This window comes from Achromobacter sp. ACM01 (assembly GCF_014851745.1).
Taxonomy (GTDB): domain Bacteria; phylum Pseudomonadota; class Gammaproteobacteria; order Burkholderiales; family Burkholderiaceae_B; genus Achromobacter; species Achromobacter aegrifaciens.
Window position 1 is genome coordinate 1,499,848 of the sequence record NZ_JACVAF010000001.1, and the last position, 16,987, is coordinate 1,516,834.

The window sequence follows — 16,987 nt, forward strand, 5'->3', positions numbered from 1 at the left end:
ATCTCGTTGTCCTTCCCTGGTTCCACTCCGCGCCGCTTCGGCGGCGCCGGCATGAAAATGATGAACGCAGCACCTTCCACCTCCGAGGCCGATCTGCGGCCTCCGCCCACGTGCGGGCAATTGTTCTATGGCTTCCTGATGCTCGGCCTGACGGCCTTCGGCGGCGCCTTGCCGCTGGCGCGCCGCATGGTCGTCGAAAAGCACCGCTGGCTCAGCGGCGCCGAGTTCACCGATCTGCTGGGCCTGTGCCAGTTCCTGCCCGGCGGCAACATCATCAACCTGTCGGTGGCGCTGGGCATGAAGTTCCGCGGGCCGCGCGGCGCGTTCGCGGCGCTGATGGGCCTGATCCTGGCGCCGTCCGCCATCGTGGTGCTGCTGGGCATGGTGTACGACCGCTTCCAGAACGATCCGCACATCCAGCACCTGTTTGCCGGTCTGGCGGCCGCGGCCGCGGGCCTGTTGATTTCCATGGCGGTGAAGATCGGGGTGCCGGTGGTGAAGCGCCGCGACTGGCTGGCCGGCGTGGTGGCCACGGCCTGCTTCATTGCCATCGCCGTGCTGCGCATTCCGCTGCTGCCCACCATGGCGGTGCTGACGCCGCTGAGCATCCTGATGGTCTGGAGGCAACGTCGATGATCCACACACTGATCGCCCTGGCCCTGATCTTTTCCGAACTGTCCGTGCTGGCGTTCGGCGGCGGCAACACCATCCTGCCCGAGATGCAGCGGCAGGTGGTGGACGTGCATGGCTGGATGACGGCGGCGGACTTTTCCGCGCTGTTCGCCCTGGGGCAGGCCGCCCCGGGTCCCAATTTGATGGTGGTCACGCTGGTGGGCTGGCATGTGGCGGGCGGCCTGGGCATGCTCGTCACTACCATCGCCAAGTTCGGCCCGTCGTCCATCATCACTGTGATCGCGCTGGGCCTGTGGGAACGCTTCAAGGACCGGCCCTGGCGCGGCGTCATCCAGGCGGGCATCTTCCCGATGACGGTGGGATTGGTGGCGGCCAGCGCGGCGCTCATCACCGAAGCCTCGGTGCATACCTGGCTGCTGGGCGCCATTACCGCTGTGGTGGCGCTGCTGGGCAGCTTCACCCGCATCCATCCGTTGTGGCTGCTGTTTGGCGGCGCGCTGGTCGGTTTGCTCGGCATCGGTTAGCGTTAGGGCTGCTCATACCAAAAGGAGCAGCCGCATGCCGCCGCTCAAGGATTTCGAGCCCGAGGACGACTCCGCCGCTGGCGCCGCCCTGCCGTTTTTCCATGCGCATCGTCGCCTGGTCGGATGCGCTGGTTTGCTGCTGGTGACGGCGGGCGGCCTGTATGCCCTGGGCGTGCCCTGGGTGCTGTCGCTGCTGCTGGGATTCGATGCGGGGGCGCTTGTGTTCCTGTTGATGACGGCGCGGGTGTTCGGCCGCACCAGCGCGGCGGCCATGCGCCAGCATGCGCAGCAGCAGGACGTGGGGCGCACCGGCGTGCTGTGGAGCAGCGTGGCGCTGTCCTGCATGGTGATGATGGCGTTGTGGGTCGAACTGCGGGGGGAAGGCGGCGCGGGCGACGTGCTTGCCATGTTGGCCGCCGCCGTCACCATCATCCTGTCATGGCTCTACATGAACATGATCTTCGCGCTGCACTACGCGCATGGCTATTACGGCCACCGCAACGCCATGCACAAAGGGCTGGATTTCCCGGGTACCGATGAACCCGACTACTGGGACTTCGCCTATTTCGCGCTGGTGCTGGGCATGACGTTCCAGGTGTCGGACGTGCAGATCGTGAACCGGCGAGTGCGCCGCACAGCCCTGACGCACAGCGTCATCGCCTTTTTCTTCAACGTCTTCATCATCGCCATCAGCGTGAACGTCGCGGCGGGGCGGGCCTGAAGCCGCGCCCCGGGGGCTTGCGCCAGGCCGGGCCGCGTCAGGCTGCGCCGCGTCAGGCTGCGCCCAGGCGCCACAAGGACGTGACTTCCTTCGAACGGGCGGCATGCAGCGGGTCGCTCGCGTCCTGCGCGCGGCCGTGCGTGGGACGGGTGTCGATGCGCTCGATCACGCGCAGGCCGGCCTGGCTGATCATTTCCAGCAGCGCTTCGCGGCTGCGCAGGCCCAGGTGTTCGGCCAGGTCCGACAGGATCAGCCAGCCCTCGCCATTGGGCGTCAGATGCGCCGCCAGCCCATTCAGGAAACCGCGCAGCATGCGGCTGTCAGGATCGTAGACCGCATGCTCGACGGGCGAGCTGGGGCGGGCGGGCAGCCACGGCGGGTTGCACACGATCAGGGAGACCCGGCCTTCGGGGAACAGGTCCGTTTCTTCGACGTCGACCTGCTTGGACAGGCCCAGCCGCTCCAGGTTTTCGCGGGCGCAGGCCAGGGCGCGCGGATCGGTGTCGGTCGCGATGACACGCTTGCCGCCGCGGCGCGCAATCACGGCGGCCAGCACGCCTGTGCCGGTGCCGATGTCGAAGGCCACGCTGCCGCGCGGCATCGGGGTGCGCGCCACCAGGTCGACGTACTCGCCGCGCAGCGGCGAGAACACGCCGTAGTGCGGATGGATGCGGGCATTCAGGGCGGGAATTTCCACGCCCTTCTTGCGCCATTCGAAGGCGCCGATCAGGCCCAGCAGCTCGCGCAGCGACGCGACGTAGGGCTCCTCGGCGGGGCCATGGGCCTCTTCGCAGGCGAGCCGGGCGTCGGGCGCGCGGCGCAGCGGAATGCCGTGGCCGGCGTCGAACGGAATCAGCAGCATGCCCAGGATGCGGGCGCGCTGGGACTGGATCTGGCGGTGCTGGTTGAAGGCGTCCAGCAGGCTGTCCACGGGCTTGCGGGGCCGCTTGTCGACCCGCCGCGTGATGGCCTGCAGCAGTTGCCGCGCGTTCTGGAAGTCGCCGCGCCACAGCAGGCCGACACCTTCGCAGGCCTGGCGGTAGGCCATGTCGGCGGTCATGGTGTCGTCCGCCACCACTACGCGCTTGGGCGGCGCGGCGCCGGATTCGGAGCGCCAGCGGGCGGCGTGCGGGGTCTGGTTTTCTTCCCAGCGGATTTCAGGGACGGTCAACGTGTCGCTCCAGCAAGGCGGGGCGCGCGGGGCAGGGTGGTCATGGATAAAGCAAAAAAGAAGGGGCGCGGGCTGCCAATGTAGCAGCTTCGCGCCCCGTCGCGGCGTCCGCTTGGGCTCAGTGGAACAGCACCACCGCCTTCTGCAGCGTGATCCAGATGCCCCAGGCCAGGGGGATGCCGACGCAAGCCCAGGCAAACACCACCAGCGCCGCCGGCGTGCGGAACGCGGATGTTCCGACCCCGTGCGTTTCCGTGGCGACGGCGCGTTCGTGGGCCAGCGCCTTCTCGCGCGCCAGTTCCTCGTCATTCATGAAGTACTTGGGGTTCACGGGCCGGATCGCCAGGTTGCACAGAAAGCCCAGCACCAGCATCCCGGCCAGGATGTACATGGTGATGTCGTACACCTGGGCGCGCGGCACGCCGATGGACAGCTGGTATTCGCGGATGTAGTTCACCAGCACCGGTCCGAAGATGCCCGCCGCCGACCAGGCCGTCAGCAGCCGTCCATGGATGGCGCCGACCATCTGCGTGCCGAACAGGTCGGCCAGGTACGCCGGCACGGTGGAGAAGCCGCCGCCGTACATGGACAGGATGATGCAGAAGGCGGCCACGAACAGGGCCAGCGCGCCGATGTGCGCGGTCCAGGGGATGGCCGAATACAGCGCGAAGCCCAGCACGAAGAAGATGAAGTAGGTGGTCTTGCGGCCCAGCTTGTCGGACAGGCTGGCCCAGAAGAAGCGGCCGCCGATGTTGAACAGGCTGAGCAGGCCGGTGAAGCCGGCGGCGATGGCGGCGATGGCCGCCAACTGGCTCTTGTCCAGTTGCGAGTAGCCCAGTTCAGGCTGGTTGATCAGGCCGCCGCCGAACACTTCCTGCAGCAGCGGCGAGGCCATGCCCAGTATGCCGATGCCCGCCGTGACGTTCAGGCACAGCGCCCACCACACCAGCCAGAACTGCGGCACGCCCCAGACGCGCTGCACATGGACGTGGCCCTTCGTGATCATGGCGTTGCCGGCATGCTTGGCCGGGGCGGTCCAGCCCTCGGGCTTCCAGCCGGTCGGCGGCACGCGGTAGCCCAGCGCACCCGACATCATGAAGACGAAGTACACCGCGGCCATGGTCAGGAAGGTCTGCCAGACGCCCGGCGATTCAGGCGTGGCGAAGTGGCGCATCAGCAGGTCGGCCAGCGGCGCGCCTATCATGGCGCCGCCGCCAAAGCCCATGATGGCCATGCCCGTGGCCATGCCGCGGCGGTCGGGGAACCACTTGATCAGCGTGCTCACGGGCGAGATGTAGCCCAGTCCCAGGCCGATGCCGCCGATGACGCCCGAGCCCAGCCACAGCATCCACATCTGGTGCAGGTACACGCCGATGGCCGAAATGACCAGGCCGCCACACCAGCACAGGGCCGACACCACGCCCGCCTTGCGCGGGCCCGCGCGTTCCAGCCAGCCGCCCCACAGCGCGGCCGAGCAGCCCAGCAGCACGAAGAACAGGGTGTACATCCACCCCATGGTCGAGATCTTCCAGTCGCAGTTGGTGGCGAACAGCTCGGCTGCGAGGCTCATGTCCGCGGGGCAGGCCAGCGGCTTGGCGCCGCCCACGACCTTGGACAACGGCAGCCAGAACACCGAGAAACCGTAGGCCATGCCGATGCACAGGTGGATGGCCAAGGCGGCCGGGGGAACCAGCCAGCGCGAGAAGCCCGGTCCGGCGATGGTGCGTTCCTTATCGAAAAAACCCGGCTTCGAACCGGGCAGGTCCAGCGTGGCAGTGCTTTGCATGTTGTCTCCTCTTTGGGGGCCGCTCATTGGCGCGCGTGGTCCGGCATCCGGCCGGTCCCGCCGCCTTTTCTTGTGATTGTTCCTGCCGTCTTGCCTGCCGCCGACGCGTTACGCCACGCGGGCCAGCGGTGTGAGGCGCTGGCGGTTCTGGGTGACCGCTTCCAGCACCAGCGGGTGCAGGCGTTCCCCGCCGGCGTCGCCGTCGGGGTTTTGTTCGAGAAAGTTCAGGAGCTCATTGCGCATGCGCGGCTCCCAGAACTTGTGGATATGGTTGGCCACGCCCTCCAGGGCCTCGGGCCGGTCGGGCATGGCTTCGAAGAATTGGCCGATGCGGTTGGCCATGCGGATCAGGTTGCCGATTTCCATGCTTGCGTGAAGTCCGGTTCAGGAGATGATGCGTTGGGGGTGTGAGTACAGTGTGGCGTCGTCGCCGCGTAGAAAACCCAGCAGGCTGACGTTGGCTTCATCGGCCAGGCGGATGGCGAGCGCGGTGGGTGCGGAGACGGATGCCAGCACCCCGACGCCGGCGGCGGCGGTCTTCTGCACCATTTCGAAGCTGGCGCGGCTGGACACCACCACGATGCCGTCGCCAGCATGCATGGCCTGGCGTGCCAGTGCACCTATCAGTTTGTCCAGCGCGTTGTGGCGGCCCACGTCCTCGCGCACCAGCGCGACGGCGCCATCGGCGCCCGCCCAGCCGGCGGCGTGGGTGGCGCCCGTGATGTCGTGCAGCGCCTGGCGCGCCCGCATGTCGCGCATGGCGGCCAGCACGGCCTGGATGCGCACGGGCGAGCCGTTGGTGACGGGCGCGACAGGCCGCAGCACTTCGGGCAACGTTTCCACGCCGCACAGGCCGCAGCCGGTGCGCCCGGCCATGGCGCGGCGGCGGGACTTCAGCCGCACTTCACAGGCAGTGGAAATTTCCAGCTGGACCACGATGCCGTCGCATTGCGGCAGCAGGTCGATGCCGCGCACGTCGCTGATGCCGTCGACGATGCCTTCGGACAGCGCGAAGCCGACCGCGAAGTCTTCCAGGTCGGCCGGCGTGGCCAGCATGGTGGCGTGACTGATGCCGTTGAACTCCAGCGCCACCGGGGTTTCCTCGGCCACGAAGTCGGTTTCGACCTCGGGGACCAGGACACCGCCCCGCACGCGGGTGACCTGTACCTGCGTGCAATCGGGGCGGGAAGGCGGTGGCGTGGGCATGTCGGCGTCCTGGCGTTTCGGGCTGGCGGTTATTTCCCGGTCAGCGCCGCCTCGCTTTCTCGCGAACGCTCGCGCAGCAGCTTTTGCTGGATGTCCGCAAAGCGCGACCACTGGCGTTGCCACTCCGAAGGCTGCGACACGCGCGTGACCTGCACGGCCGTCACTTTGTATTCGGGGCAGTTGGTGGCCCAGTCGGAGCTGTCGGTGGTGACGACGTTGGCGCCGGACTCGGGAAAATGGAAGGTGGTGTATACCACGCCCGGCTGCACCCTGTCGGTCAGCGTGGCCCGCAACACGGTCTCGCCCGCGCGGCTCTGGATGCCGACCCAGTCGCCGTCCTTCACGCCGCGGTCCTCGGCGTCCTGCGGATGCAGTTCCAGCACGTCCTCGCCATGCCACATGACGTTGGGGGTGCGCCGGGTCTGCGCGCCCACGTTGTACTGCGACAGGATGCGGCCCGTGGTCAGCAGAAGCGGGAAGCGGCGCGTGCTGCGCTCGTCCGTGGGCACGTACTTCGTGATCATGAACTTGCCCTTGCCGCGCACGAACTCGTCGATGTGCATGATGGGCGTGCCATCGGGCGCTTCTTCGTTGCAGGGCCATTGCAGGCTGCCCTGCTTGTCCAGCTTTTCGTAGCTGACGCCGGTGAAGGTCGGCGTCAGGCGCGCGATCTCGTCCATGATCTCGCTGGGATGCTTGTAGTTCATGGGGTAGCCCAGCGCGTTGGACAGCGCCACCGTCACTTCCCAGTCGGACTTGCCGTTCTTGGGTTCCATGACCTTGCGCACGCGCGAGATGCGGCGCTCGGCGTTGGTGAAGGTGCCGTCCTTTTCGAGGAACGAGGAGCCGGGCAGGAACACGTGGGCGTACTTGGCCGTTTCGTTCAGGAACAGGTCCTGCACCACGATGCATTCCATGGCAGCGAGGGACGCCGCCACGTGCTGCGTGTTGGGGTCCGACTGCACGATGTCTTCGCCCTGGCAATACAGGCCCTTGAACGAACCGCCCAGCGCAGCCTCGAACATGTTGGGGATGCGCAGGCCGGGTTCCGGCTGCAGGGTCACGCCCCAGTCCTGTTCGAACTGCGCGCGCACCGTGTTGTCGGAGATGTGGCGGTAGCCCGGCAGCTCATGCGGGAACGAGCCCATGTCGCACGAACCCTGCACGTTGTTCTGCCCGCGCAGCGGATTCACGCCCACGCCTTCGCGGCCGATGTTGCCGGTGGCCATGGCCAGGTTGGCGATGGCCATGACGGTGGTGGAGCCCTGGCTGTGTTCGGTTACGCCCAGGCCGTAGTAGATCGAGCCGTTGCCGCCGGTGGCGTACAGGCGCGCCGCGCCGCGCACCGCCTGCGCCGGCACGCCGGTGATCTCTTCCATGGCTTCCGGCGAATTCTCTGGCAGCGAGACGAAGTCGCGCCATTCCTTGAAGGCCTTGGCTTCGCAGCGCTCGGCCACGAAGTCCTCGGCGATCAGGTTTTCGGTGGCGATCACGTGGGCCAACGAGGACAGCAGGGCGGTGTTGGTGCCGGGGCGCACTTGCAGGTGGAAGTCGGCCTTGATGTGCGGCGAGCTGACCAGTTCGATGCGGCGCGGATCGATCACGATCAGGCGCGCGCCCTGGCGCAGGCGGCGCTTCAAGCGCGAGGCGAACACCGGATGACCGCTGCTGGGGTTGGCGCCCATCACGATGACCACGTCGGTGTGCATGACGGAATCGAAGGTCTGGGTGCCGGCGGATTCGCCCAGCGTCTGCTTCAGGCCGTAGCCCGTGGGCGAGTGGCAGACCCGCGCGCAGGTGTCGACGTTGTTGGTGCCGAAGGCCGCGCGTACCAGCTTCTGCACCAGCCAGGTCTCTTCGTTGGTGCAGCGCGAAGAGGTGATGCCGCCGACCGCATCGCGGCCGTACTGGCCCTGGATGCGGCGGAATTCGGAGGCCGCATAGTTGATCGCCTCGTCCCAGGACACTTCCTTCCAGGAGTCGGTGATGTGCTTGCGGATCATGGGCTTGAGCACGCGTTCCTTGTGCGTGGCGTAGCCCCAGGCGAAGCGGCCCTTGACGCAGGAATGGCCGCGGTTGGCCTGGCCGTCCTTCCAGGGCACCATGCGCACCACTTCCTGGCCCTTCATCTCGGCCTTGAAGCCGCAGCCCACGCCGCAGTAGGCGCAGGTGGTCACGACCGAGTGTTCGGCCTGGCCCATCATGATGACGGTCTTTTCCTGCAGGGTGGAGGTCGGACAGGCTTGCACGCAGGCGCCGCAGGACACGCATTCACTGTCCAGGAAGGGCTGGTCCTGCCCCGGCGACACGCGCGACTCGAAGCCCTTGCCGGAGATCGTCAGGGCGAAGGTGCCCTGGGTTTCCTCGCAGGCGCGCACGCAGCGGTTGCAGACGATGCACTTGGACGCGTCATAGGTGAAGTACGGATTGGATTCGTCCTTTTCGCTCTTCAGGTGGTTGGCGCCGTCGTAGCCGTAGCGCACGTTGCGCAGGCCCACCACGCCGGCCATGTCCTGCAGCTCGCAGTCGCCGTTGGCCGGGCAGGTCAGGCAGTCCAGCGGATGGTCGGAGATGTACAGCTCCATCACGCCGCGGCGCAGGTCGTGCAGCTTGGGGGTTTCGGTGTAGACCACCATGCCGTTCTCGGCGGGGGTGGTGCACGAGGCCGGATAGCCGCGGCGGCCTTCGATCTGCACCAGGCACAGCCGGCACGAGCCGAAGGGCTCCAGGCTGTCGGTCGCGCACAGCTTGGGAATGTTGATGCCGGCCTCGGCGGCCGCGCGCATCAGCGAGGTGCCTTCGGGCACCGTGATTTCCTGGCCGTCTATGGTCAGGGTGACGGTTACGGCGGACTCGCGCGCCGGCGTGCCCAGGTCGCGATCGCGCTTGATGACGGTTTCTAGCATGTCGGTCTCGGGTTCAGGCCGCGTGCGCGGCAGACTGGGAGGACTCGATGCCGAAGTCCTGCGGGAAGTGGTTCAGCGCCGACAGCACCGGGTAGGGCGCCATGCCCCCCAGGGCGCACAGCGAGCCGCCCAGCATCGTGTCGCACAGGTCGCGCAGCAGATGCACCTGCTGCTCGCGGCCGGGGCCGCCCGCGACGATCTTGTCTATGGTTTCCACGCCGCGGGTGGAGCCGATGCGGCAGGGCGTGCATTTGCCGCAGGATTCGATGGCGCAGAACTCCATCGCATAGCGCGCCATGCGCGCCATGTCGACGGTGTCGTCGAAGGCCACCAAGCCGCCATGGCCGACCATGGCGGATATCTGGATATAGGCCTCGTAGTCCAGCGGCACGTCCCATTGCGATTCCGGCAGGTAGGCGCCCAGCGGGCCGCCCACCTGCACCGCGCGCAGCGGCCGGCCGGAGGCGCTGCCGCCGCCGAAACCGTACAGCAGGTCGCGCAGGCTCAGGCCGAAGGCCTTTTCGACCAGGCCGCCGTGCTTGAGGTTGCCGGCCAGCTGGAACGGCAGCGTGCCGTGCGAGCGGCCCACGCCGTAGTCGCGGTAATAGGCCGCGCCCTTGGCCAGGATGATGGGTACGGTGGCCAGAGAAATCACGTTGTTGATGACCGTGGGCTTGCCGAACAGGCCGGAGATCGCCGGCAGCGGCGGCTTGGCGCGGACCACGCCGCGCTTGCCCTCGATGCTTTCCAGCAGCGAGGTTTCCTCGCCGCAGATGTAGGCGCCCGCGCCCTTGCGCACTTCCATGTCGAAGCGGCGGCCGCTGCCGTGCACGTCATCGCCCAGCCAGCCCACGCTGCGCGCCCGCGCGATGGCGGCTTCCAGCGTGTCGATCGCTTGCGGATATTCCGAACGCACGTAGATGTAGCCGTAGGTGGCGCCCACCGCCAGGCCGGCGATGGTCATGCCTTCGATCAGCACATAGGGGTCGCCTTCCATCAGCAGGCGGTCGGCGAAGGTGCCGGAGTCGCCTTCGTCGGCGTTGCAGACGATGTACTTCTGGTCGCCGGGGGTGCCTGCGACTGTCTTCCATTTGATGCCGGTCGGAAACGCCGCGCCGCCGCGGCCGCGCAGGCCCGAAGCCACCATTTCGTCGACGATCTGCCCGGGCTCCATGGCCAGGGCGCGTTGCAGGCCCTGCAGGCCGCCATGGGCGGCGTAGTCCTGCAGGGACAGCGGATCGGTCACGCCGACGCGGGCGAAGGTCAGGCGTTCCTGGTGCTTCAGATAGGGGATTTCTTCGGTCAGGCCCAGGCGCAGCGGGTGCTCGCCGCCACTTAGCCAGCCGGCGTCGAACAGCGCGGCGACGTCTTCGGGCTGCACCGGCCCGTAGGCGATGCGGCCTTGCGGGGTAGTGATTTCGACCATGGGTTCCAGCCACAGCAGGCCGCGCGAGCCGTTGCGCACGATCTGCACGGACAGACCGCGGGCGTCGGCGGCGCGTTCGATGTCGCGCGCCACCGTGTCGGCGTCCATGGCCAGCGCCGCGGCGTCGCGCGGCACGTAGATGACAATGGGGGAGCTCATGATTGCGCCTCCCGCGTGCGGGCCAGCAGTCGGTCGAGCTTTTCCGGCGTGACGCGGGCATGGGGCCGCCCGTCGATCATCACCGCCGGCGACTGGGCGCACAGGCCCAGGCAGTACACCGGTTCCAGGGTGAAATCGCCGTTCTTGCTGTTGGCGTGGAAATCACAGCCCAGCGCCGTGCGCGCATGGGCGGCGAGATGTTCGCCGCCCATGGCCTGACAGGCTTCGGCGCGACAGACCTCCAGGGTGTGGCGCGCCGCGGGTTCGCTGCGGAAATGCGGATAGAAGGTGATGACGCCGTGGACCTCGGCGCGGGACAGGTTCAGGGCCTCGGCGATGGTCTGCACCGCCGCGGCCGGAATACAGCCCAGTTCATGCTGGACCGCGTGCAGCACGGGCAGCAGCGGGCCGGGCTGGTCCTTCAGCCGGGCGAGTATGCGGGCGGTGGCCGCGATGGCCGGGGTGTGGGACGCCTGGGCCGCGTCCAGGGCCATCTGGCCGCCGCGGGCGCCGCCGCTGGACGCCAGATCGGATGTTGCCTCGCGCTGATGCACGTCGGTCTCCTCCTGTGTTGCTGTTGTGTCGGGCTGGATGTTGTTCGGTGTTATATGTTTTAAAAAACATATAAAACTCCCTCCAACCGCGTTATTTGTGTACTCTAACGGGGTAATTCACCGTCTTCAATAAGAAATAAATGACATATAAGTTCCGTATCGGCCTGCGGCCGCAATGGACCCTGGGCGGAGACGACGACCCGGCACCCGTGCCATTGCAGGATATGCTGGCGCTGCTGTCCGCGATCGATGCCACTGGCAATATTGCCGGGGCCTGTCGCGCCTGTGGCCTGTCGTACCGGCATGCCTGGGGCGTGCTGCGCCGTTTCGAGGCAATCTTCGGTACGCAGTTGCTCATCACCAACCGCCGCCAGGGCACGCAGCTGGCGCCGTTCGCGCAGCGCCTGCTGTGGGCCAATCGCCGCATCGAGGCGCGCCTGATGCCCACGCTGGACAGCATGGCCTCGGAACTGCAGGAAGAGCTGGAGCGCCTGCTGCCCGAGAGCGGCCCGCATCTGCGGCTGCATGCCAGCCACGGCTTCGCGGTGGAGTCGCTGATGCAGCACATGGGCAACCGCAAGCCGGGCCTGGAGTTGCGCTACCGCACCGCCATCGAGGCGCTGGCCTCGCTGGAGCGTCGCGAGTGCGACCTGGCGGGCTTCCAGGTGCCGCTGGGCGATTTCGAAGCGCCCATCATGGAACGCTACGCCCAATGGCTGCATGCTGACGAGTACATGCTGATCCACCTGGCGGTGCGCAATGCCGGCCTGTTCGTCACCGCCGGCAACCCCAAGCACATACGCGGCATGGCTGACCTGGCGCGGCCCGACGTGCGTTTCGTCAACCGCCAGATCGGCTCCAGCACGCGTTATCTGGTGGGCCTGATGCTGCAGCGGGCGGGGGTCTCGATCAGCGAGGTCCAGGGCTACGAAACCAACGAGTTCACCCATATGGCCATTGCCGCGCACATCGCCAGCGGCATGGCCGACACGGGCGTAGGGGTGGAAACGGCCGCCTGCCGCTTCGGACTGGACTTCATCCCGCTGGTGCGGGAACGCTATTTCTTCGCCATCCGCAAGGCCTCGCTGGAGACGCCGGCCATGCGTGACCTGCTGTCCATCATGCGCAGCCCGGACTACGTCGGCTACGTCGGCCAGTTGGCGGGCTACGACGCCCGCGACACCGGCAGGCTGCAGTCGCTGCAGGAGGCCTTTCCATGAGCGCGAAACGCGATGCGCCGGGATATGATGCTCCCATGAGCAAAGTGATCTTTCTTGCCGATCGCCGCAGCGGCCCGCTGGCGCCCGGCGAACTGCCGCCGCACGGACAGCCCGCGCTGGACCAGCGCGCGCGTCCCTTGCGCGACCTGCGGATTTCGGTCACGGACCGCTGCAACTTCCGCTGCACCTACTGCATGCCGCGCGAAGTCTTCGACAGCAGCTACACCTTCATGCCGCATTCGGCGCTGCTGTCGTTCGAGGAAATCAGCCGCCTGGCGGGCATCTTCACGCAATTGGGCGTGGAGAAGATCCGCCTGACGGGCGGCGAGCCGCTGCTGCGCAAGCATATCGAGAACCTGGTGGGCCAGTTGGCCGACCTGCGTACGCCCGCCGGCCGCCCGCTGGACCTGACCCTGACCACCAACGGCAGCATGCTGGCGCGCAAGGCCGAGGCGCTCAAGAGCGCCGGGCTCACGCGTGTCACCGTCAGCCTGGATGCGTTGGACCCGGCCATGTTCCAGGGCATGAGCGACAGCGGCTTCACGCCCGACGACGTGCTGCGCGGCGTCGACGCCGCGGCCGAGGCCGGGCTCGCGCCGGTCAAGGTCAACATGGTGGTGCGACGCGGCCTGAACGACGGGCAGATCCTGCCCATGGCCGAACGCTTCCGCCATTCAGGCCACATCCTGCGCTTCATCGAATACATGGACGTGGGCAATACCAACGGCTGGAATCTTGCCGAGGTGGTGCCCAGCCAGGAAGTGCTGGACCGCATCGGCGCGGCCTATCCGCTGGAACCCGTGGCCAGCGGCGAAATGGGCCGCGTGGCCGAACGCTGGCGCTACCTGGACGGCGGCGGCGAGATCGGCGTCATCTCCAGCGTCACGCACGCCTTCTGCGGCGGCTGTACGCGCGCGCGCCTGTCGCCGGAAGGCAAGCTCTTCCTGTGCCTGTTTGCGCACGATGGCTACGACCTGCGCGCGCCGCTGCGCGACGGGGCCAGCGATGCCGAACTCGCCGGCATCATCGCGGGCATCTGGGCGGGGCGCAACGACCATTATTCCGAGCTGCGCGGCCGCAACATGGCCGACCCGGCGCGCAAGATCGAGATGAGCTACATCGGTGGCTGAAGCGTTTGCCAGCAAGGGCATCGCCGGCCTGATCCTCGCGGGCGGCCAGGGCGCGCGCATGAACGGACAGGACAAGGGCCTGGTCGTGTTGCGCGGCGAGCCCATGGTGGCGCACGTGGCGCGCCGCCTGGCGCCGCAGGTGTCGCGCCTCGTCATCAGCGCCAATCGTCACCTGGATCTCTATGCCCGCTACGGCGCCGTCGTGCAGGACGGCGAAGCCGATCTGGGCGCCTGGCAAGGGCCGCTGCTGGGCATTGCCGCGGGCCTGGATGCCGCACGCCAGGAGGCCTGGCTGGTGGTGGCGCCTTGCGATACGCCGTTCCTGCCCAAGGATCTGGCAGCGCGCCTGGTGCGCGCGGCCGAGTCCGCCAATGCGCCCATGGCCTATGCGGTGGCGGACGGACAGCGCCATTCGGCCTGCATGGCCTTGCGCACGTCGCTATTGCCCGATCTGCTGGCGTACCTGCGGGCCGGGGACCGCAAGGTGGGGCTGTGGCAGGCGAGGATGGGCGCGGTCGAAGCCAGCTTCGACGACGCGCCCGATGCCTTCATGAACGTCAACACGCCAGATGAACTGGCGCGGGCCGAGCGCTACGCCAGCCAGTGACGCAGGTCGTAGTAGGCGACCCGGTCCTTGTCCTGCACTTGCACGTCGGCCGGCAGTCGGGCGAGGCCCGTCGCCCAGGGCAGCGAGCTGATCACCCCGGAACCCTGATGGCCGTAGGGCACCAGTTCGGCGCTGCCGTCGTCGGCCAGACGGCGCTGCACGCGCAGGAATTCTTCGCGGCTGTCCTGGCGCGGATGCTCGGTGCGCAGCGGCAGCAGGCTGGTCGGCGGGAACAAGGTTTCGCGGCCCTGCATGCGGCGCATCAGCGGCGTCACCAGCAGGGTGAACACGGCGTAGGCCGACACCGGGTTGCCGGGCAGGCCGACCACGGGCTTGCCGTCGATCTGCGCCAGCGCCACCGGCTTGCCCGGCTTCATGCGCACCTTCCATAGCGCCAGTTCGCCGCCCAGCGAGGCCAGCGCGGGCTTGACCAGATCGCGTTCGCCCACCGACACGCCGCCCACGCTCACCACCAGGTCGCAATCGGCCAGCAGCGTCTTGAATGCGGCGTGCAGGTCGGCCTCGGTGTCGCGGGCGTGCAGCACGTGCACGGGCAGGGCGCCCATGCCGCGCGCCAGGGCGGCCAGCATGGGGCCGTTGGAGTTGTAGATCTGCTCGGCCGCGCGCGGCTGGCCGGGCAGCACCAGCTCGTCGCCGGTGGTCAGGATGCCCACGCGCAACTGGCCGAAGACTTGCACGCGGGCCAGGCCTTGCGAAGCCATCAGCGCCACGTGGGCGGCTTCAAGTACGGTGCCCGCGGCCAGCAGCGGCGCGCCGGCCATGGTGTCTTCGCCGCGGCGGCGGATGTGCTGGCCGGCCTTGGGCGCACGCGAGATTTCCACCTGGCCGTCGGCTTCGGTGGTGTCTTCCTGCATGACGACCGTATCCGCGCCTTCGGGAATCAGGCTGCCGGTGAACAGGCGGATGGCGTGGCCAGGCTTGAGAGGTTCCGGCATTTCCCCCGCGTAGCAGCGCTGCTGGATGGGCAGGCGCACGCCGGCGCCCCAGTCGGCCACGCGCAGCGCATAGCCGTCCATGGCGCTGTTGTCGGCAGGCGGTATGTCCACGGTGGCGGTGAGATCGGCGGCCAGCACGCGGCCGGCGGCATCGGCCAGGCTCACCTCTTCGCTGCGTTGCAGCGGCCCCGCGGCGTTGGCCAGCAGGGTCTGGGCTTGATCAAAATCCAGCATGGGTCAGTTGTCTTCTTCGCGTTGCTTGAAATGGGTGGCGAAATTGCAGGGGCGGTGACTGCTGTCCAGCTGCTCGCGGATGATCTGCGCCCAGGCGGTTTCGCAGGCGTTGTTCGAGCCGGGCAGGCAGAAGATCAGCGTCTGGTTGGCCGAGCCGGCAAAGGCGCGCGACTGGATGGTGGAGCTGCCGATCTCGGTATAGGAGATCTGGCGGAACAGCTCGCCGAAGCCGGGAATCTCGCGGTCAAGCAGGGGCATGATGGCCTCGGGCGTGTGGTCGCGATGCGAGAAGCCCGTGCCGCCCGTGGTCAGGATCACCTGCACCTCGGGATCGGCGATCCAGTCGCTCATGATGCGGCGGATCTGATAGATGTCGTCCTTGACGATGTCGCGGCGCACGCACTGATGGCCGGCATGCGCGAGGCTATGGGCCAGCAGATTGCCGGAGGTGTCGTCGCCCGCGCTGCGGGTGTCGCTGACCGTAAGCACGGCGCAGGCCAGCGAAACAAGGCTTTCGTCGCTCATGGATTTTCCTCTTCTAGGCGGTGGTGTCTTCATCCCAGGACTGCGTGCGGTCCTGGTCGGATTGGCGTTGCTCCACCCAGAAGCTGCTGCCGCCCGCGAGGGTTTCGCGCTTCCAGAAGGGCGCGCGCGTCTTGAGCGCGTCGATGATGTATTCGCAGCCGCGGAAGGCGTCGCCGCGATGGGCGCTGGCCGCCGCGACGAAGACGATCTGGGCATTGCGGTGCAGCGCGCCCACCCGGTGCACGATGACCGTGCCGGCCAGGTTCCAGCGCGCGCGGGCGGTCGCGGCGATCTCTTCCAGTTCACGTTCGCACATGCCTGGGTAGTGTTCGAGAAAGAGCGTGTCGGTGGGCGTGTCGGGCGCGTAGTCGCGCACATAGCCCACGAACGTGACGATGCCGCCCACGCCCGGGCCGGCGCTCTCCCGCAGCGCGGCCGTGAGCGCGGCGCCGTCGAAGTCGGCTTCCTGGACGCTGATCATGGCGTTCAACCTCCGGTGACGGGTTCGAATACCGCGACCTCGTCGCCCGCGCGGATGGGCGCGGACGGCTTGGAGTGGGTCTGGTTGATGGCCAGCTTCAGGCGCGCGGAGGGCGCCAGCTGGGGGTAGCGTTCGCCCAGCGCGGCAAGCAGCTGCGCGCCGGTGGACTCGCCTTCCAGTGGCCAGGCTTCGGAGCGCTTGCCGACCAGTTCGGCCACGCGCGCGAAGTAGAGAAGATTAATCGTTGCGCCATTCACCGCTTTTTCCTCCTGCCTTGTACTTAAGGCGAACTTGCTCGATGACGATGCCCTTGTCGGCAGCCTTGCACATGTCGTAGATGGTCAGTGCGGCGACGCTGCAGGCCATCATGGCTTCCATTTCCACGCCGGTCTTGTAGCTGGTGCGGCAGGTGGCTAGCACGTCGATGCGGTGTTCGGCGTCGTCCAGCGCGAACTCGACGCCGACGAAGGCCAGCGGCAGGCTGTGGCACAGCGGGATGGTGTCGGCACAGCGCTTGGCCGCCAGGATGGCGGCGACGCGGGCGGTGTTGAGGACTTCGCCTTTGCCCTGGCCCGGCTGGGTCAGCAAGCCATAGGCGACGGCGTTCATGCGCACGCTGGCGGTGGCGATCGCCACGCGCTCGGTGTCGGTCTTGGCGATGACGTCGACCATGCGGACCTGCCCGGCTTCATCCAGGTGGCTCAAGGTTGGGGTGGGCGTGGACATGGGAATCGGGAGCGATAATTGT

Annotated in this window: 18 protein-coding genes; 6 read left to right on the top strand and 12 right to left on the bottom strand. The window is 67.7% G+C overall.

What is annotated here, in order from left to right; genetic code table 11:
* Nucleotides 1-57: 57 nt before the first annotated feature.
* The 3 genes from IB268_RS06955 to IB268_RS06965 are packed head-to-tail and all read left to right on the top strand — an operon-like array spanning nucleotide 58 to nucleotide 1,878.
* Nucleotides 58-636 (top strand): chromate transporter, encoded by a 579-nt coding sequence (locus tag IB268_RS06955; protein WP_054452241.1) that lies wholly within the window; start codon nucleotides 58-60, stop codon nucleotides 634-636.
* Complete coding sequence (locus tag IB268_RS06960; RefSeq protein WP_054451587.1) at nucleotides 633-1,157, top strand: chromate transporter; 525 nt, start codon at nucleotides 633-635, stop codon at nucleotides 1,155-1,157. The genes IB268_RS06955 and IB268_RS06960 overlap by 4 nt, the downstream gene beginning before the upstream one ends.
* A gap of 34 nt (nucleotides 1,158-1,191) precedes the next feature.
* Complete coding sequence (locus tag IB268_RS06965; RefSeq protein WP_125473546.1) at nucleotides 1,192-1,878, top strand: DUF1345 domain-containing protein; 687 nt, start codon at nucleotides 1,192-1,194, stop codon at nucleotides 1,876-1,878.
* 52 nt (nucleotides 1,879-1,930) lie between these two features.
* On the opposite strand, the gene IB268_RS06970 is transcribed toward IB268_RS06965, so the two are convergent.
* The 7 genes from IB268_RS06970 to IB268_RS07000 form a co-directional block, all read right to left on the bottom strand.
* Nucleotides 1,931-3,049 carry a class I SAM-dependent methyltransferase gene (locus tag IB268_RS06970; protein WP_192352649.1) on the bottom strand — a complete coding sequence of 373 codons (1,119 nt, stop codon included), beginning with the start codon at nucleotides 3,047-3,049 and terminating at the stop codon, nucleotides 1,931-1,933.
* 118 nt (nucleotides 3,050-3,167) lie between these two features.
* Nucleotides 3,168-4,835 carry an OFA family MFS transporter gene (locus IB268_RS06975; RefSeq protein ID WP_054451584.1) on the bottom strand — a complete coding sequence of 556 codons (1,668 nt, stop codon included), beginning with the start codon at nucleotides 4,833-4,835 and terminating at the stop codon, nucleotides 3,168-3,170.
* Nucleotides 4,836-4,943: 108 nt separating this feature from the next.
* On the bottom strand, nucleotides 4,944-5,201 hold the full coding sequence (locus IB268_RS06980; protein ID WP_054451583.1) for a formate dehydrogenase subunit delta: 258 nt from the start codon (nucleotides 5,199-5,201) through the stop codon (nucleotides 4,944-4,946).
* An 18-nt stretch (nucleotides 5,202-5,219) separates the two neighbouring features.
* Nucleotides 5,220-6,041 (bottom strand): formate dehydrogenase accessory sulfurtransferase FdhD, encoded by an 822-nt coding sequence (fdhD, locus tag IB268_RS06985; RefSeq protein WP_192354018.1) that lies wholly within the window; start codon nucleotides 6,039-6,041, stop codon nucleotides 5,220-5,222.
* Between the two features lie 29 nt (nucleotides 6,042-6,070).
* Nucleotides 6,071-8,947 carry a formate dehydrogenase subunit alpha gene (gene fdhF, locus IB268_RS06990; RefSeq protein ID WP_054451581.1) on the bottom strand — a complete coding sequence of 959 codons (2,877 nt, stop codon included), beginning with the start codon at nucleotides 8,945-8,947 and terminating at the stop codon, nucleotides 6,071-6,073.
* 13 nt (nucleotides 8,948-8,960) lie between these two features.
* The gene (locus IB268_RS06995) at nucleotides 8,961-10,532 is read right to left on the bottom strand and encodes an NADH-quinone oxidoreductase subunit NuoF (protein WP_054451580.1); all 1,572 of its coding nucleotides are present in this window, start codon (nucleotides 10,530-10,532) and stop codon (nucleotides 8,961-8,963) included.
* Nucleotides 10,529-11,086, bottom strand: coding sequence for a formate dehydrogenase subunit gamma (locus IB268_RS07000; RefSeq protein ID WP_054451579.1), 558 nt, complete (start codon nucleotides 11,084-11,086; stop codon nucleotides 10,529-10,531). Before IB268_RS07000 ends, IB268_RS06995 begins: the two co-directional genes overlap by 4 nt.
* Nucleotides 11,087-11,226: 140 nt before the next feature.
* On the opposite strand from IB268_RS07000, the gene IB268_RS07005 reads away from it, so the two are divergent.
* From IB268_RS07005 to mobA, 3 genes are read left to right on the top strand one after another with little or no spacing between them, the layout of a single operon-like run.
* Complete coding sequence (locus IB268_RS07005) at nucleotides 11,227-12,306, top strand: substrate-binding domain-containing protein (protein ID WP_054451578.1); 1,080 nt, start codon at nucleotides 11,227-11,229, stop codon at nucleotides 12,304-12,306.
* 35 nt (nucleotides 12,307-12,341) lie between these two features.
* Nucleotides 12,342-13,436 (top strand): GTP 3',8-cyclase MoaA, encoded by a 1,095-nt coding sequence (gene moaA, locus IB268_RS07010; RefSeq protein ID WP_119449253.1) that lies wholly within the window; start codon nucleotides 12,342-12,344, stop codon nucleotides 13,434-13,436.
* Nucleotides 13,429-14,043, top strand: coding sequence for a molybdenum cofactor guanylyltransferase MobA (mobA, locus tag IB268_RS07015; RefSeq protein WP_306652609.1), 615 nt, complete (start codon nucleotides 13,429-13,431; stop codon nucleotides 14,041-14,043). Before moaA ends, mobA begins: the two co-directional genes overlap by 8 nt.
* On the opposite strand, the gene glp is transcribed toward mobA, so the two are convergent.
* From glp to moaC, 5 genes are read right to left on the bottom strand one after another with little or no spacing between them, the layout of a single operon-like run.
* Nucleotides 14,028-15,233, bottom strand: coding sequence for a gephyrin-like molybdotransferase Glp (gene glp / locus IB268_RS07020; RefSeq protein ID WP_054451577.1), 1,206 nt, complete (start codon nucleotides 15,231-15,233; stop codon nucleotides 14,028-14,030). The genes mobA and glp overlap by 16 nt on opposite strands.
* 3 nt (nucleotides 15,234-15,236) lie before the next feature.
* On the bottom strand, nucleotides 15,237-15,758 hold the full coding sequence (moaB, locus tag IB268_RS07025) for a molybdenum cofactor biosynthesis protein B (protein WP_054451576.1): 522 nt from the start codon (nucleotides 15,756-15,758) through the stop codon (nucleotides 15,237-15,239).
* 13 nt (nucleotides 15,759-15,771) lie between these two features.
* The gene (locus IB268_RS07030) at nucleotides 15,772-16,239 is read right to left on the bottom strand and encodes a molybdenum cofactor biosynthesis protein MoaE (protein ID WP_054451575.1); all 468 of its coding nucleotides are present in this window, start codon (nucleotides 16,237-16,239) and stop codon (nucleotides 15,772-15,774) included.
* A 5-nt stretch (nucleotides 16,240-16,244) separates the two neighbouring features.
* The gene (locus IB268_RS07035) at nucleotides 16,245-16,496 is read right to left on the bottom strand and encodes a MoaD/ThiS family protein (protein WP_054451574.1); all 252 of its coding nucleotides are present in this window, start codon (nucleotides 16,494-16,496) and stop codon (nucleotides 16,245-16,247) included.
* Entirely contained in the window at nucleotides 16,477-16,965 is a 489-nt protein-coding gene (moaC, locus tag IB268_RS07040; protein WP_042794830.1) for a cyclic pyranopterin monophosphate synthase MoaC, read from the bottom strand. The genes IB268_RS07035 and moaC overlap by 20 nt, the downstream gene beginning before the upstream one ends.
* Nucleotides 16,966-16,987: the final 22 nt, after the last annotated feature.